This window comes from Caballeronia pedi (assembly GCF_001544915.2).
Taxonomy (GTDB): Bacteria; Pseudomonadota; Gammaproteobacteria; order Burkholderiales; family Burkholderiaceae; genus Caballeronia; species Caballeronia pedi.
The window spans coordinates 34,013-48,290 of the sequence record NZ_FCOE02000041.1 but is presented as its reverse complement, the minus strand read 5'-3'; the positions used below and the strand labels follow the sequence as shown (position 1 = coordinate 48,290).

General features: G+C 58.5%; 13 protein-coding genes. 1 reads left to right on the top strand and 12 read right to left on the bottom strand.

The window, feature by feature from the left end; all coding sequences use genetic code 11:
• Window positions 1-114: 114 nt before the first annotated feature.
• From AWB80_RS35390 to AWB80_RS35340, 11 genes are all read right to left on the bottom strand, one after another.
• On the bottom strand, window positions 115-1,044 hold the full coding sequence (locus AWB80_RS35390) for a LysR family transcriptional regulator (RefSeq protein WP_061179299.1): 930 nt from the start codon (window positions 1,042-1,044) through the stop codon (window positions 115-117).
• 67 nt (window positions 1,045-1,111) lie between these two features.
• Window positions 1,112-2,389 carry an MFS transporter gene (locus AWB80_RS35385; RefSeq protein ID WP_061179298.1) on the bottom strand — a complete coding sequence of 426 codons (1,278 nt, stop codon included), beginning with the start codon at window positions 2,387-2,389 and terminating at the stop codon, window positions 1,112-1,114.
• A gap of 351 nt (window positions 2,390-2,740) precedes the next feature.
• On the bottom strand, window positions 2,741-3,232 hold the full coding sequence (locus AWB80_RS35380) for a PaaI family thioesterase (RefSeq protein WP_061179297.1): 492 nt from the start codon (window positions 3,230-3,232) through the stop codon (window positions 2,741-2,743).
• Between the two features lie 3 nt (window positions 3,233-3,235).
• Window positions 3,236-4,417, bottom strand: a complete 1,182-nt coding sequence (locus AWB80_RS35375; RefSeq protein WP_061179296.1) for an acetyl-CoA C-acyltransferase — start codon at window positions 4,415-4,417, stop codon at window positions 3,236-3,238.
• A 73-nt stretch (window positions 4,418-4,490) separates the two neighbouring features.
• The gene (locus tag AWB80_RS35370; protein ID WP_061179295.1) at window positions 4,491-5,759 is read right to left on the bottom strand and encodes an MFS transporter; all 1,269 of its coding nucleotides are present in this window, start codon (window positions 5,757-5,759) and stop codon (window positions 4,491-4,493) included.
• A 55-nt stretch (window positions 5,760-5,814) separates the two neighbouring features.
• Window positions 5,815-6,570 carry a maleate cis-trans isomerase family protein gene (locus AWB80_RS35365; RefSeq protein WP_061179294.1) on the bottom strand — a complete coding sequence of 252 codons (756 nt, stop codon included), beginning with the start codon at window positions 6,568-6,570 and terminating at the stop codon, window positions 5,815-5,817.
• Window positions 6,567-7,046 carry an acyl-CoA thioesterase gene (locus AWB80_RS35360; RefSeq protein ID WP_061179293.1) on the bottom strand — a complete coding sequence of 160 codons (480 nt, stop codon included), beginning with the start codon at window positions 7,044-7,046 and terminating at the stop codon, window positions 6,567-6,569. Before AWB80_RS35360 ends, AWB80_RS35365 begins: the two co-directional genes overlap by 4 nt.
• Window positions 7,043-8,200 carry an FAD-dependent monooxygenase gene (locus tag AWB80_RS35355; protein ID WP_061179292.1) on the bottom strand — a complete coding sequence of 386 codons (1,158 nt, stop codon included), beginning with the start codon at window positions 8,198-8,200 and terminating at the stop codon, window positions 7,043-7,045. The genes AWB80_RS35360 and AWB80_RS35355 overlap by 4 nt, the downstream gene beginning before the upstream one ends.
• Window positions 8,197-9,066 carry a VOC family protein gene (locus tag AWB80_RS35350; RefSeq protein ID WP_061179291.1) on the bottom strand — a complete coding sequence of 290 codons (870 nt, stop codon included), beginning with the start codon at window positions 9,064-9,066 and terminating at the stop codon, window positions 8,197-8,199. Before AWB80_RS35350 ends, AWB80_RS35355 begins: the two co-directional genes overlap by 4 nt.
• A 3-nt stretch (window positions 9,067-9,069) precedes the next feature.
• Complete coding sequence (locus AWB80_RS35345) at window positions 9,070-10,764, bottom strand: AMP-binding protein (protein ID WP_244206899.1); 1,695 nt, start codon at window positions 10,762-10,764, stop codon at window positions 9,070-9,072.
• Between the two features lie 33 nt (window positions 10,765-10,797).
• Window positions 10,798-12,054 (bottom strand): alpha/beta hydrolase, encoded by a 1,257-nt coding sequence (locus tag AWB80_RS35340; RefSeq protein ID WP_208635732.1) that lies wholly within the window; start codon window positions 12,052-12,054, stop codon window positions 10,798-10,800.
• A gap of 116 nt (window positions 12,055-12,170) precedes the next feature.
• On the opposite strand from AWB80_RS35340, the gene AWB80_RS35335 reads away from it, so the two are divergent.
• Window positions 12,171-13,007: a TetR/AcrR family transcriptional regulator gene (locus tag AWB80_RS35335; protein ID WP_061179290.1), complete on the top strand. Its 837-nt coding sequence runs from the start codon at window positions 12,171-12,173 to the stop codon at window positions 13,005-13,007.
• Here AWB80_RS35335 and AWB80_RS35330 read toward each other — a convergent pair.
• Window positions 12,995-14,224 (bottom strand): porin, encoded by a 1,230-nt coding sequence (locus tag AWB80_RS35330; RefSeq protein ID WP_061179289.1) that lies wholly within the window; start codon window positions 14,222-14,224, stop codon window positions 12,995-12,997. The two genes, AWB80_RS35335 and AWB80_RS35330, sit on opposite strands and share 13 nt — an antisense overlap.
• Window positions 14,225-14,278 lie beyond the last annotated feature (54 nt).

The window sequence follows — 14,278 nt, the reverse complement described above, 5'->3', positions numbered from 1 at the left end:
AGATGAAGGTTCCTTCTTGGCCGAGAGCGTCAGATCGATGAATGTTCCACAAAGGTGACGTTCTTGGTCACCGTCGCCGTGCCGGCTGCCAGGGAATCGGTTGCTCGATGTAGCCTACTTCACCCATCCACGCTCGATCAGCGGCACGTCCCACGCGGGCTCGGGGCTCACCTGCTCAGCGAGGAACTCGACCAGCGCCTTCACCTTGAGCCCCTGACGTTGCGTCTCGGGATAAACGGCGGCGAAGTTCATCGGGGAGAGCACATAGTCCGCGAGAATGGGCACGAGCGAGCCTTCCAACAACGACGTGCTCGCCACAAGCGTCGGCAGGCAGACGATGCCGCCGCCGGTCAGCGCATAGTCGTGCAGCAGATGAACGGAATTGGAGCGTATGATGCCGGGCAGTTCGAGCGCGACGACTTCATCGCCGCGCGTCATCGTCCAGCGATTGCGCGACGGATAACCGGAATACAGCGCCGTCCTGTGCGCGAGGAGATCGCGCGGATGCTGCGGCGCACCGTGCTCGCTCACATACGAAGGCGCGGCGCAGAACAGCCGCCGCACGGTGAAGAGTCGCCGTTCGATCAGCGAATCGGAGATGGCCGGGAAGATTTGAAACGCGACGTCGAAGCCTTCTTCGATAGGATCGACGACGCGATCATTGACGATCACGTCGAGCTGGATGCCGGGATATCGCCGGTTGAATTCGGCCAGCGACGCGCCGAAGTGGCCGAGCGCGAAGCCCGGCAGCATCTGGACGCGCAGGCGCCCGGTGGGCGTCGCGCGCAGTTCGCGCATCTGGTCGGTCAGTTCGTTGACCCGCCCCACCACTTCGGCGCAGTCGCGATAGAACGCCTCGCCGACATCGGACAGCCGCACGTGGCGCGTGCTGCGGTGAAACAGCGGCGCATTGAGGAACCGTTCGAGTTGCTGGATGCGGTTGGTGACCACCGACCCGGTGACGCCGAGCTGCCGTGCCGCCTCCGCGAAGCTGCTGGTTTCCGCCACCCGCACGAAGGCCTCGATGCTGAGAAAACGATCCATGCTGGTTCCTTTCGAACGGGTCCAGCATGTCAGTGTATCCGCAGCAGCGGCGCGCACGGCGCCATGCTTACTCGGGCTGCTCGCTTCCGCTCAGCGCCATCGTCTGCGCATTGCGGCGCACCTTGGCGGGCGCGGTTTCTTCCAGCAGCAGGCTCACGCCGACACCGAGCAGCACCGCGAAAATCGGCAACCATATAATATTATGGATTCCGAACTTAGTGGCGACGAGCCCGGCGAGCGCGGGCGCCACCCCGCCGCCGAAGATTTCGCCCGCGCCCACCACGATGCCGATGGCCGTCGACACCATGCCGATGGGCGCCGCCTCCGTCGCGATCGGTCCCGAGAGCAGCGCGACGAGACCCAGCGTAAAGAACGCTGCGACGAACAGCACGATGAACAGAATGAGGGGCTGCGCACCGAGGCCGCGGAACACGTACAGCATGATCGCCGTGCCCGCAAAACCGGCGATGCTCGCGAAACGCCGGCCGATGAAATCAGAGAGTCCCGGCAGGCCGAACTGCCCGACGAAACCGCCGAAGCCGATCGCCGATAAGACGATGCCCATGCGCTGCGTATCCAGCGAAAGGTAATCGGTGAGATAGAGCGGCAGCATCGCGCCGAGCACGAAGACGCCCGTCATCGCGCAGAAGAGCGCGACCATCGCGACGGGAATGTTGCGGCTTTTCAGGACGTCGCGCCAGTTGTCCTGCGCGGGCCGCGCGGCGCTTTGCGCCGGCCGGTCGTCGAGGGACGCCTCACTGGTCGTGCGCGGTTCGCGAATCACGAAGTACATCGCGAGCCCGAGAATCAGTCCGGGAACGGACACGAGCGCGAACACCCAGCGCCACGTCACCACAGTGAGCAATTGCGTGGCGATGATCGGTGAAAGCGCGAGTCCGAACAGCGCGAAGCCGCTTTGCTGCAGACCGAGATTGAAGCCGCGCCGCTTCGGATGGGACGCGTCGGCGGTCGCTGCGAAGCTCGTCGGACAGAACGATCCTTCGGCCACGCCCATCAGCGCACGAATGGCGAGCAGGCTCGCGAGGCCACCGGCGACGCCCGAGAATCCCGACAGCAGCGAAAACGCGAGAATCGCGGGGATCAGCACCTTGCGCCGTCCGATCTTGTCGGAGATGCCGCCCATCAGCGCGGCAAACACGCCCCATGACAGACCCAGTATGCCGATGCAGTTGCCGACATCCTGCGCGGTCAGATGCAGATCCTTCATGATCGATGGGAAGAGCGGCGCGATCAGCCACCGGTCGAGACCCACCAGACCGAATCCAAGCCCGAGCAGTGTTACGGCTCTCCATTCGTAGGACGTATCCCACCGGTTCGATTTCATCCTTGTCTCCTGAGTCAGAATCCGCGGCGGCCGCGCAAGGTGGCGCCGACGGAAAGGAGATTGACTCAAGCGTGAATCGAACAGAACGGCAGATTCGGCAAATGCGACATTCGCGATCTGCAAATAATGGCGCAGCGGGCGTTGGCGTCGGCCTCAAATAACGTGTTGGGCGTGCTTGCGAGTCGCGCGGCGAGGCTTTCCGCGCGCACTAGGGATTACTTCGGATGGACACACACGAAGGCACGGCCATGGCGGCGTCGACAGCAGGACTGCAACTGCCTGCATTTTGGCGAACTAGCACTTCCGACCCTTACCGGTCATTGAACTTCAATGACGCTATCCGGCCGTTTACTACGTCACTTTGGACGTCCTTGGTTGCATGTGATCAACGGCTGGCGTTCTTTTGATATACCTGAACGTGCCCAGAGCTTTGGCGACCAAGCGCCCCTCTCCGTCAACAATCTCGCCTTCGCAATCCGCGATCCTTCGAAAACGATGTAGTACGCGCCCTTTCGAATAGAGGATTTCGCGGCCCGGTTGGAGGAAGCTTACCTTTAGCTCCATGGTGACGACGCCAGTATCGGAGGCGGCCCCACTACAGGCCGCAAGCGCGAGGGCGACGTCCGAAAGGGTCATACTAATTCCGCCATGTGCAATCTCCCATGTATTCAGATGCGCCTGTTTGAGGGGCAGTACGATCTCGCACTCATCCGCTGAGCGTTTCACGCGCTCGATACCGAGACCATCTACGAAAGGACTGTCGAATTGATTCAATAGATCCTTAGTATTCCTCGATACATTTCTTGTCTCGACGATCGCGTCTGTCTGGAAGGATGGCATCATGAGTCAGTAAACCTCAAAGAGACCTGCGGCGCCCATCCCACCGGCGATGCACATCGTGACGACAACATAGCGAACCCTCCGGCGACGGCCTTCCAACAGCGCGTGTCCTACCAAACGTGCGCCGGTCATGCCGAAGGGATGGCCGATTGCGATAGCTCCCCCGTTGACATTCAATCGTTGCGATGCAATTTCAAGTCGACGCTCGCAGTACAACGCCTGCGACGCAAACGCCTCGTTCAGTTCCCACAACCCGATGTCATCGACTTTTAATCCATGGCGAGCGAGCAGTCGCGGTACCGCGAACACTGGACCGATTCCCATCTCGTCCGGTTCACAGCCAGAGAGTGCGAGCCCGCGGAAAGCGCCCAGAGGTCGTAATCCCAATCGTTCGGCCTCGCGTGCTTCCATAAGCACACACGCTGACGCGCCATCCGACAGTTGAGATGCGTTTCTGGCTGTCACGAAGCAATCCGGACCGTTCACCGGAGCAAGCTTCGTCAGCGATTCTGCGGTGGTATCGGGCCGGTTGCACGTGTCCCTCGACACTGTCACTTCGCGTTTTTCGACAGCTCCAGTATTCTTGTCCGTGACAGCCATCGTGGTCGTCACCGATACGATTTCTGCGTTGAAGCGCCCTGCAAGTTGTGCTTCTTCAGTTCGTTTCTGACTCTGCGCCGAGAACGCATCCTGATCTTCACGGGAAATCCCGTAACGCTTCGCGACTACATCTGCCGTCTCGATCATCGACATGTAAAGCGCGGGCTTACGCTCTACGATCCACGGATCCAGACCCGTTATTCCGTCTTCGCGCGTGCGAATTGCCGAGATACTTTCGAGACCGCCAGCGATCACGGCGGATGCGCCGTCCACGACGATCCGCCCCGCCGCGACTGCTACCGCCTGGAGCCCAGAGGCACAGAAGCGGTTGATCGTGGTCCCCGCGATGGACAGCGGTAGTTCCGAGCGGATCACAGCTTGGCGCGCAATGTTTCGTCCGGTAGTGCCCTCAGGGTAGCCGCATCCAAGGATTGCGTCCTCAATGAGCGAAGGGTCAATGTTCGCCCGTTCGACCGCCGCGCGTACAGCGAACGACGCGAGAGTTGGCCCCGGCGTGATGTTGAATTCGCCGCGATGAGCTTTGGCGATCGGAGTGCGTGCAGTTGAGACAATGACGGCTTCGCGCATTCGAAGATTCCTTAAAGCGTCAGATTTGGCGGGGCGTTCCAGCAAAGATGCAACGCCCGCGCCTCGCGAGGATTTACTTGCTTGCGACGGCGACCGTGCTCAATGACTCGTTCGCGTGACTCCCCGGCTTTGCATAGCGGCCGAGGCTCAAGAGGAGAACTCCCGCGACGAGCAGAAGCACGGGGGCAATCTGCATCGGAAGCACATAGGACTTGGCGGCGTCAAAGTAATGCCCTGTGGCCATGGGACCGAAAACCGCACCAAGCGAATACCCCGAGAAGACAATCCCATAGAACAGTCCGAATTTTTCCATCCCCAGATAGGCACGGGTCAAATAGGAAAGAAGGTCACCTTCCGCACCAATGGCAAGCCCGACTAGAACCGACGCCAACAAAGCTCCCTGATAAGATTCGATCTGCCGAAGCAAGATGAAGCCAATTGCACCGGAAGCGAAATAAAGACAGGCAACGAACGGTGCGTGTATGCGATCGACGAGAAGGCCGGACGTGAGTCGACCAATCAAAATCCCAAGCCCGACCAGCGATGCACATCGTGCCGCGTCGGAAGCCGGAATTCCACGATCCATCAGAAGCGCAGGCAGATGAGGAACCAAGGACAAAACCGCAGTCGAGGCGCAAAGAGCGCCGGCCCAAATCAAGAACACCTTCAGCTTGCGATGCCGTACCGGACCGACGCCTGCCATCGAGGCACTGGTTGCTGCGTGTCTCTGCAGTTTGCGTTGAAGGCCGGGCTTCTCGCGCAGCAAAAGAAATGCGACCGCCGCGCCACCGAGAGAAATTACGGCGAGCACCTGATAGGCGTGGCGCCAACCGATGTGAGCGATCAACCACGCTGACAGCGCAGGCATGACAACCGTTCCGATGCCAAATCCAACCATCGCAATCCCGATCGCGAGCCCGAGCCGTCGGTCGAACCATTGCGGGAGTATCGCGAGATAACCAAGCACGGACGTAGCCGCCCCAGTCATACCGATCACGAGAGAGAGCGCGATCCAGCTGGCCGTATTTCCAGTCTGGAACGCCATGCACGACATCGCCATCGTGAAGACAATCGCAGATGAGAACACGACCTTCCTGACTCCAAAGCGGTCCATCAGTACGCCCACGAGCGGACTCACTAGAGCAAGGCCAAGCATCGACGCAGAATATGACTGGGCAGCTTGAGCACGTCCCCAATGAAAATCACGCACTATCGATGGGATGAACACGCCGTTGGTCGCAATGAAGACGGCGGCAAACCCGACCGCCATCCCCAGAGCACCACCGACAACGTTCCGGACGTACGTACCTTTTGAGCGGCGCGCGTCCTCTGTGGTTTCCATGCCTGTCTCCTTGAGTTCTGTATATGACTAGATGCGTTGCTGCCTTCAATCAACCCTATAGACCGCCTCGGTCACCGAGATAGGCGCCCGCGCCGGGCGCCGACGGATCGAGGCTAAGGAGCTTCAGCATTTGACGTACGGTACATACCGCGGTCGACGTAACGGGGATGCCGAGCATTTCCTGTGCTTTCTGAATGGCCGGCAGTGATGGCATCTGCACGCAGGCTGACAGGACCACCGTGTCGACACCCGTCACGTTCAGCTTTTTTACGTCATCGAGCAGAAGCATCGGATCGCGTGCGCCAACGTCGAGGTTGTCTTCGATGGAGAAATTAATCGCGTCGTGAACTTGGATACCCTCAGCTTCGATGTAATCGACCACACGCTTTGTCAGGGCATCAGAGTACGGCGCCATCAGCGAAATGCGCTTTGCGCCAAAGCTCTTTAGCTCGTCGACCAGCGCGCCAGCGGACGTCATCACGCCCGGCGATGCGGGATGCTCCTTTAGCGCGTCATTGAGTGACTGCGCCGCGGTCCGGTGATAGCCGGGCCCCATGCACATGATCGCGACGAGGCAGGCGGTGCTAAGTACATCCACGCGAGCGTCGGCTAGCTCAACCGCACAACGCCCTGTGTCACGATTCATTCGCTCTAATTCCTCCGCAACAACCCGGTGCATCCTCACCCGACTCGCATGAAAGGAAAACTGATGCTCCGGGTGAGCACGCATATATGACGCGAACAGAGCCGGAATCTCCTTCTCCATCGTGATGTTTGAACTAGGCACGATTTGCCCGATGCGAAAATTCATGTCAACTCCGTTTGCTGAAGCGGATTTTGCGAAAATTGTGCGAGCGCCCTTCTCATCGGATCGGGAATATCGGTCCCGACACGCGCGTCGGTGCGAACACAGATAGGCGAGAATTTAGCCGTGAAGATCGGCCGACTGTCCGGTGACTTAGCGTCGAGAAGAATGTCGAAGGAGCGCGTCCGAACCTCGCCAATGCTGCAACGAATATCGATGCTGTCGTTCGGCCACAGCGTTCCGTGAAAATCGAACGTCATGCCGCGACACGGCAATCCGACGTTGAAACGCTCACCCAGAGATTTTCCTTCGCCACCAGTTGACTCCGCAATGAACTCCTTGAACAGAGCTACCGCGCTCAGAACATAATCACCGAACCGCCCGGTGAATACCACGCCAGCCGGATCGCAATCGGCCCAGCGCACTGTACGACGCACGATGAACGGATCTTCCCGCAGAACGTACTCGTAGCTGTGAATCATGAAATGGCCTCGTTGGCAGGTATCGCACCGGCGCTTTCCAGTTCGCGAACGAGTTCTGGGTATTGTTCTCGCAAACGTGCTACATCGACCCGCCCAGTACGAGTCATAAACTGATAGACGAACTGATGCGGCGAGAAAGTCGTCATCCACTCGCGGATGTTCTCGTACCAAAGATATGAAGCCTCGGACGCGTGGATCAAACGATCCTTGGACTCGCGGCGCAGTTCCACGTACCCATCAAGCGCACGTTGAACGTCTTCGCCACTGGAGGCGATCGCTTGGGCGAGCGCGATCGAATCTTCCATGGCGATGCGGGTTCCCGATCCGATGGAAAAGTGCGCACTCGCAAGCGCATCACCGATCAAAACGCGGTTTCCATTGAACCAGTTTGCATTTCGGATAACAGGGAACTGCCGCCAAGCCGAATTGTTTGAGATCAGCTTGTGGCCATCCAGTTCTGCCGCGAATACCGTTTCGAAAAGACTCTGCCTTTCGTCCAGCGACAACTGTTCCAAACCCAGGTCGATCCAGGTCTGATGATCGCACTCAGCGACGAACGTGCTCATCGTCTCGGAATACGGATAGTAGTGCGCGACGAAATAGCCACCGTGGTATTCTCGAAAAACCAAAGCGGGACATTCAAATGCTTTTCCGACACCGAACCAAGCAAAGTGATTGCTCAATTCCCTCTTAGTAGTACCAAATCCGATCTCGTCGCTTGTGCGCACACGCGAATTGACACCATCTGCTCCCACGACGATGTCCCCAGTTAGCGACTCGATATCGGAGACACGCGACGAGTAGGTCACGGGAATGTTCAGGCGCGCGGCGTGGTCCTGCAGAATATTCAGGAGTTTGAGTCTGGGAATGGCGCCGCCGCCTTGTCCTGGACGCTTGACGGTGATCGGCGTGCTGCCGCTGACGATCGTTTGCTGCGTACTGAACTTCATGGCCGCCATGAGATCAGCGCAGACTTCGGGCGCAGCATCGTTCAGGCGCGACAAACCTGTGTCGGCAAGGACCACGCCGAAGCCGAAGGTCGCGTCGGCTGCGTTCTGCTCGATCACTTCCGTCTTGACGTGTGGCGCGAGACGGGCAAGAAGGATCGCGAGGAAGAGACCGGACGGGCCGCCTCCAACAATGTCGATTTTCATGATTGCACCGTCGGGGTGATTACCAGTTTGTCGGTGTCGAATTGTTCGATGGATCCGACGAGGCCTCCGGTCAAGGCGCCGTACCAAACCGCGGGCTTGAGGCCCAACGCTTTGCGCTCGAACGTGATTCCTGGCGCTCCGTCGATTCGGATATAGCCGCCTTCCACTCGTGTGGCCTTGTAGCCGTCGGCCGCGTCAACGGCAGCAACGAGAGCGCTGAATTCTGGGACGTCCAGAACGAAGACGGACGCGACGTCCGATCGCACAGCCTTGTTGAGATGGTCACCTTTGCGCTGCCATACCGGTTCGATGCTCTTAAACGACGTACCCTCGTGGCTTGCACGCTCCAGTTCGATTGCGGCCTCGATGGTACGAGTAGCATCGCCTGCGTCTTTTTCTTCGAACGGCCGGGTTTGATACGTGATTTCGATGGGATAGCCGTTGGGATCGACGAAGTAGATCGACTCGATTACTTCATGCCGTACCTGATAGCGTAGCGGAATACCTGTCTCTTCCACGCGTGCTCGCCAGTCGGCAAGCTCATTAGCATCCTTGACGAGCCATGCGGTGTGAGTGGCCCGCTCTTGATAGTGTTCGGTCGGGACGAGCTTTTCGGGACGCTCGGTGCCGATATAGTAGAAGAAAGCAATTGTGCTGCCATTTCCACTATCGAAGAAAAAGTGAAGGAAGTCGGCGTGGTCTGCCGGACCCCAGCCGCGAGCCGAGATGGCGTGAACCAGCGGCAGTCCCAGCAAGTCGCGATAGAAATGCACGGTCTCTTCGAGCTTCCATGTCGGACGCGCAGTGTGATGCACCCCGTGAAGCACAGGATTTGAGAGGAAGGTTGCTTTTTCTGAACAGTTCATGACTTATCCCTGTGTGACAGTTCGTTGAGTGCGCTCTTGATCAAGGCGCTCCATCACCTGCTTGCGCAGCAGGACTTTGCTCAGCTTGCCCGACGCGGTAACGGGGAACTCAGAGATGATTTCCACGCGCTCTGGCCATTTGAACTTCGCAAGCCCTTCGGCTTGCAGAAACTCCGTTAATTCGCGTAACGTGAGCGGCGCTTGTCCCGGCTTAGGAACAATAAATGCACACACTTTCTCGCCGTAGACGGGATCGGGCATGCCCACAATCGCCGATGCGTGGACGCGCGGGCACGTGTTGATCAAGTTCTCCAATTCCTCAGCGTTGATCTTTTCGCCACCGCGATCCACGACGTCCTTTGTGCGACCGCGGAAATAGAAATAGCGCTTCCCGTCAATGACCTTCGCCATCATCAGGTCGCCTGAGCGGTAGAACCCATCGGCAGTAAAGCGGTGCACGTCTTCTTTCTCGGACTTGAAGTAACCGCGGATGGTGTAAGGGCCGCGAAACAGCGCCTCACCGATTTCTCCGTCTGGCACTTCAGTATCAGTTCCAGGTTCTACAATCCGCACTTCGTCATAGGCTGAAACAGGGCGTCCAACAGACTCGTCGAGCACCGCCTGCGGGTCCGAAGGGTGCGCGAACATGATCACCCCTTCTGTCATTCCGAAGATGTGGTAGCAAGGTGAGCCCAGCATATCCCTCAAGCGAGGAGCGTTTTTCGGCCCGATAAGCTTGCGGCGTTGCTTCTCCTCGTCAGTTGCAAGACGCATCGTTTCCGTGATACGCGATAGGATCGGGCCAGCTAGACCAAACCAAGTCGGTTTGTATCGTTCGACTACACCGCAGAGCGTTTCCTGCCGAATGTCCGGGCACACCGTTACGCTCGCACCGACTAGCATCATCGGTCCGAAGAAGCAGGCCATGTTCATGTTGTGCATGAAGGGGGTAGGCATGAACAGGACATCGTCCTTGTTGTAGTCATTCCACTTCGCGACTTCGCGCATGTTCAGCAGATAGTCGTTTTGGAAGCGCGGAATGATCTTGGGTACTCCGGTCGTCCCCCCCGACAACTGGAAAACGGCAACCTGAAAGGGATCATCGGGGATCGCGTCCAGCATGCGACGTGCTTCAGCGCGATCCACGCTGTCGGCCAGCGACCACAACGTCTCTGCCTTGCCGCGTTTCTCTCCTCGTGCCTGCACGATAATGCGCAGCGAAGGGACGTTTTCCTGCATCTCTTCCGCAAATGCCACGTCGTCGAACTTGGCGTCGTCCCCTTGAACGATGTGCACCGCGGCTTCACACAGGTTGCCCAGATACGAAATCTCGTGCTTGCGAAATGCCTGCAGTGCACAAAGGGGAATCAGCGCTGCCTTCAGGCAACCGACAAAGGCAATCAGCAGCTCGTTGCAGTTGCCGCACTGGAGAATGACGGGGTCAAGCGGACGAGCTCCTTGACGCAGCAATGCCGCGCCGAACCTATCCGTGAGGTCGTCAAACTGCTCATAGGTGAACTCCCCCTCGGGACCGACAAGCGCATTGCGGTGAGCATTGTCTCGAAACGATTCCCGCAGCGCTGCGCGCAGCGACTGGCTCCCGAGAATGCCTTCCTCCATGTAGCGGGCCAACCGATCGGCATCGGGATAGCGAACTCCTTGCAGGAGCTCCTTAGGCCTGAATTTGATCTCGTTCAACTGTGTCTCCATCTTCATCTGTGAGATGCGGCGTCAGGACGCAAAAGTCCTGTCCAGCCAGGTACCGATATGTTGACCCGCCACTTCTCGACCTGATGGGTCATCACGCTTGAGGGCCATGCCATGATGGTTGCCGCGCACCTTGACTCGAGACTTGTCTTTGGCGGCGATATCGCTGTAGATGCGCTCGAAATCTTCCGGATATGCACACTGATCGCCGGTATATTCGAGGAGTAACGTGGGCGCTTCGATCGACGACGCACATTTCGCGAACGACGCGTTGCTTGAAAGCCCCGACCATGTCGACAGCCACGACTCCGGCGTGACGACGCGACCGAACGCGACGCTTCCCCAATTCGAAGTGAAGGGATCATTACCCCACAACGAGCCGACCTTGCGGTCCGAGGGGTCGATCGATGTGTCCCAAGCACGAAGATCGGCATCGGTTCGCCAGACTTGGAAGATGGGAGCGTACCCGGCCACACGACGCTCGCTCGCGCTCGCGATCCCATCTTTTACCCGTTTGCGCGCTTCCTGTTTGCGGGCGATCAGTTCGCGCGAGTGCGCGTCAAGTTTCTCTGCCCGAACGATTTGGGCCGCTTTGTAGCGCTGTACAAACTCCTGCGAGTAGTGACCTCTACGAGCTTCAAGGTCGTACCCGTTTTCCGCGCTGAACGGATCGAGCGCCGAGTCGACGGACATGGGGTCATTCTCGTCAACGACGCTGGGATCCAGGCTGTTCAGGAGAATCGCGCCTTGGCCAGGATGAGGCGACACCAGGATGAGGCCGTCAGCGGTCGGCATTTCCGCTTCCGACAGTCCCGTCGGACGGCCACCCGGTGTGCGCCGGATGCGAGCTTCTGGGGCCAGATTGGACTGTTGATTGTAAAAGGCATATAGCGCCCCGCCGCCCGAGTTGCCGAGAAGGACAATGTTCTTAAAGTCGAGTGCTCGCAAATGGCTCATGCCAGCGGCCACGTCAAGCAGCGCGATCTCGTGTTCCAGACGGAGGTCATTGCCGATGGAGCGCGGACCTTGCACCCAGCATGCGCAGCCAGCATCAAGCACCGAAGGGACAAGATAGTGCGTCACCGACATCTCGCGCGGATGCATGATCGATACGACGGTCTTCTCTGTTCCCGTCCTGCTGAAGAGAAATCCGAGCGTCTTCTGGCCGTCGGCCGTCTGAAGCGCATACGGCACTACCTTGTATGGGCGGCGCATCAGGGCCGGATCCCAATTTGCCCCGCGAAGTCCAGCGGTCACCACCGCCTTCTCGATTTCAGCCACGTTGCCTCCTTCAAATATTGAGAGCCATTGGAAGCATGGTAGAATTTAATTGCGATGGGTGTCAATTAAATTTTCTAGGTAGACTGTCAGTACTTTCCCGAGACCGCTTGCACACCATGACGGCTGCATCCAGAAAAACAGATGAGGTGATTGCTGAGACTGCCCCGCGGCGACGCGGCCGGCCGCCGAAAGCCGCTTCGGCCATTGGTGCCGAACCGATCTTGTCACGCAACGTGATCATCGATCGCGCGAGTGAAATGGCCCGCACGATGCCGCTCGATCAAGTGTCGATGGTTCAGCTCGCGAAAGAGATGGGGGTCGCGCCTGGGTTGATTCACTACTACTTGGGCAGTCGAGACGACCTCATCTCTGGCGTGCTTAACAGCTACTACCGTCGGCGGCTCGAAGCGCTTCCGGCGCTCACCGGAAATTGGCGTTCGGACGTAGAAAAAATCGCTCGAATTTCCTATTCCCTCGCGCGTGATATGCCCGGAGTGAGCCTATATATTGCGTCCCATAATCGGTTTCGACTGTTCCAGTCTGTCGGTCCCGGCGAAATTGACTATGGGCTTGCGCTTTTCAATCACACTACGTCCTGCTTCCTTCAGGGGGGATTTTCTGCAGATCAGACGGCGCTTGCCTATCACCTGCTCGCGCAATATCTGTTGTCGTCGAGCATCTCGGCGGCGGGACGCCAGTCGCCAGCAGAGCACTCGGCGTATATTCGCGGGAAGTTCGATGCCGCCTCGGACGACAGGTATCCGGCGGCAAAGCTGGTAGGTAAGGCGTTTTCTGAATTGAGCGCGGACCGCGCCTTCGATGAGGGGCTGCGAGTGCTGCTAGAGGGCTTCGAGCAGTGGCTTGCGCGACAGAGCAAAGAGTCCGCCAGGACGGCGCCGCGCGCTGCAAGACGCAAGCGCGCGACAGAGCCAAGTAACGATCAGAACTTGTGACGGATGCCCAGGCGGACGCCGACCTGCTTGTCAGTCGATGACGGGCTGAATCCAGCGATCGACGCGACAGCCGGTTGGCCCAGGGAGTCGCGACCCATCGCGCGCTGAAGGACCGTCAGCGCGTACAGGTCTGTTCGTTTGGACAGGTTGTAGTCGACCCCCAGATCCAATTGGAGATATTTCGCCCCGTCATCGCCCTTCACCGAGTTGCGATGCGTATAGTCGATTCCCGCGCCAAATTGCAGCGACGGGGTCAACCAATACCGAGCGTTAAGATCGATGCTCGTGAAAATCGCGTCTCCGGTATAACCCAGCGGGTTAGGGCCAGACGATGATCCCAGCGATTCGAAACGTACATTCGTCCCGACGAGCGAGACCGTCGTGCTACCGAAGTTATAGGACGCGCCACCGCCAATGATTTGCAAGGTCTTGGCGGACGCATAGCCTGCGTAGACCGGATTGGATTCCGGCGAAGTGGCGCTCCCTGCCGAACCGATATTGTTCGCTGTGGCTGTCCCCTTGTTGGGCGTGTTCCCGTAGAACGATACATTCGGGTCACGGGCGTTCATGTATCCGACTCCCGCTGCGAAGCTCGTTCCCGTGTACCCCGCACCGAGTCCCCATATTTGATTTTGAGTGACACTACCGGCAACACCGCCGAAACTGTAGAGCGCGCTGGCCTTAAATCCGCCATAGGTCGCCGACTCGTACTTGATGGAATTGTTGATGCGGTTCGTGTTCGTCAGGTTGTCTAAATCGTCCGGATGGGAACCCATGTAGCCCGCAAACGTGCCGGAGGCCGCGAACTGCTGCACGTAGTTCACCAGCGGATCATATTGTCGGCCAGCCGTAACTGTTCCCCAAGGGCTGGAAATGCCAACCCACGCTTGACGTCCAAACTCGGCACCGCCCTGAGCGAGGGCTCCAGTGTTGGCGAGGAAGCCATTTTCCAGGGCGAAGATTGCCTTCAGGCCGCCTCCAAGGTCCTCGGCGCCTCTCAAGCCCCAGCGACTTCCGCTCATGCCCGTACTGTGTGCGTCTGTCATTGCAAACTGCGATTTACCTTGCGGTACTCCTGCGACTCTCGAAGTCTGAGCGCTGTTTGCGTACTGCAGGCCCAGATCCACAATGCCGTATAGGGTGACGGTACTTTGCGCATGGGCTTGCGCCGCCATCGCGGCAGCAATCGAGAAAGCGGCGGCATATCTTCCCTTCATTTTTGCGTCTCCTTAGGTAGTTATACTAATTAATAGATCTGGTCTCGAGTTTTT

What these genes read in the sequence shown, in the direction of transcription:
- AWB80_RS35390 (WP_061179299.1), bottom strand. Translation starts at nt 1,044, where the DNA reads ATGGATCGTTTTCTCAGCATCGAGGCCTTCGTGCGGGTGGCGGAAACC.
- AWB80_RS35385 (WP_061179298.1), bottom strand. Translation starts at nt 2,389, where the DNA reads ATGAAATCGAACCGGTGGGATACGTCCTACGAATGGAGAGCCGTAACA.
- AWB80_RS35380 (WP_061179297.1), bottom strand. Translation starts at nt 3,232, where the DNA reads ATGATGCCATCCTTCCAGACAGACGCGATCGTCGAGACAAGAAATGTA.
- AWB80_RS35375 (WP_061179296.1), bottom strand. Translation starts at nt 4,417, where the DNA reads ATGCGCGAAGCCGTCATTGTCTCAACTGCACGCACTCCGATCGCCAAA.
- AWB80_RS35370 (WP_061179295.1), bottom strand. Translation starts at nt 5,759, where the DNA reads ATGGAAACCACAGAGGACGCGCGCCGCTCAAAAGGTACGTACGTCCGG.
- AWB80_RS35365 (WP_061179294.1), bottom strand. Translation starts at nt 6,570, where the DNA reads ATGAATTTTCGCATCGGGCAAATCGTGCCTAGTTCAAACATCACGATG.
- AWB80_RS35360 (WP_061179293.1), bottom strand. Translation starts at nt 7,046, where the DNA reads ATGATTCACAGCTACGAGTACGTTCTGCGGGAAGATCCGTTCATCGTG.
- AWB80_RS35355 (WP_061179292.1), bottom strand. Translation starts at nt 8,200, where the DNA reads ATGAAAATCGACATTGTTGGAGGCGGCCCGTCCGGTCTCTTCCTCGCG.
- AWB80_RS35350 (WP_061179291.1), bottom strand. Translation starts at nt 9,066, where the DNA reads ATGAACTGTTCAGAAAAAGCAACCTTCCTCTCAAATCCTGTGCTTCAC.
- AWB80_RS35335 (WP_061179290.1), top strand. Translation starts at nt 12,171, where the DNA reads ATGACGGCTGCATCCAGAAAAACAGATGAGGTGATTGCTGAGACTGCC.
- AWB80_RS35330 (WP_061179289.1), bottom strand. Translation starts at nt 14,224, where the DNA reads ATGAAGGGAAGATATGCCGCCGCTTTCTCGATTGCTGCCGCGATGGCG.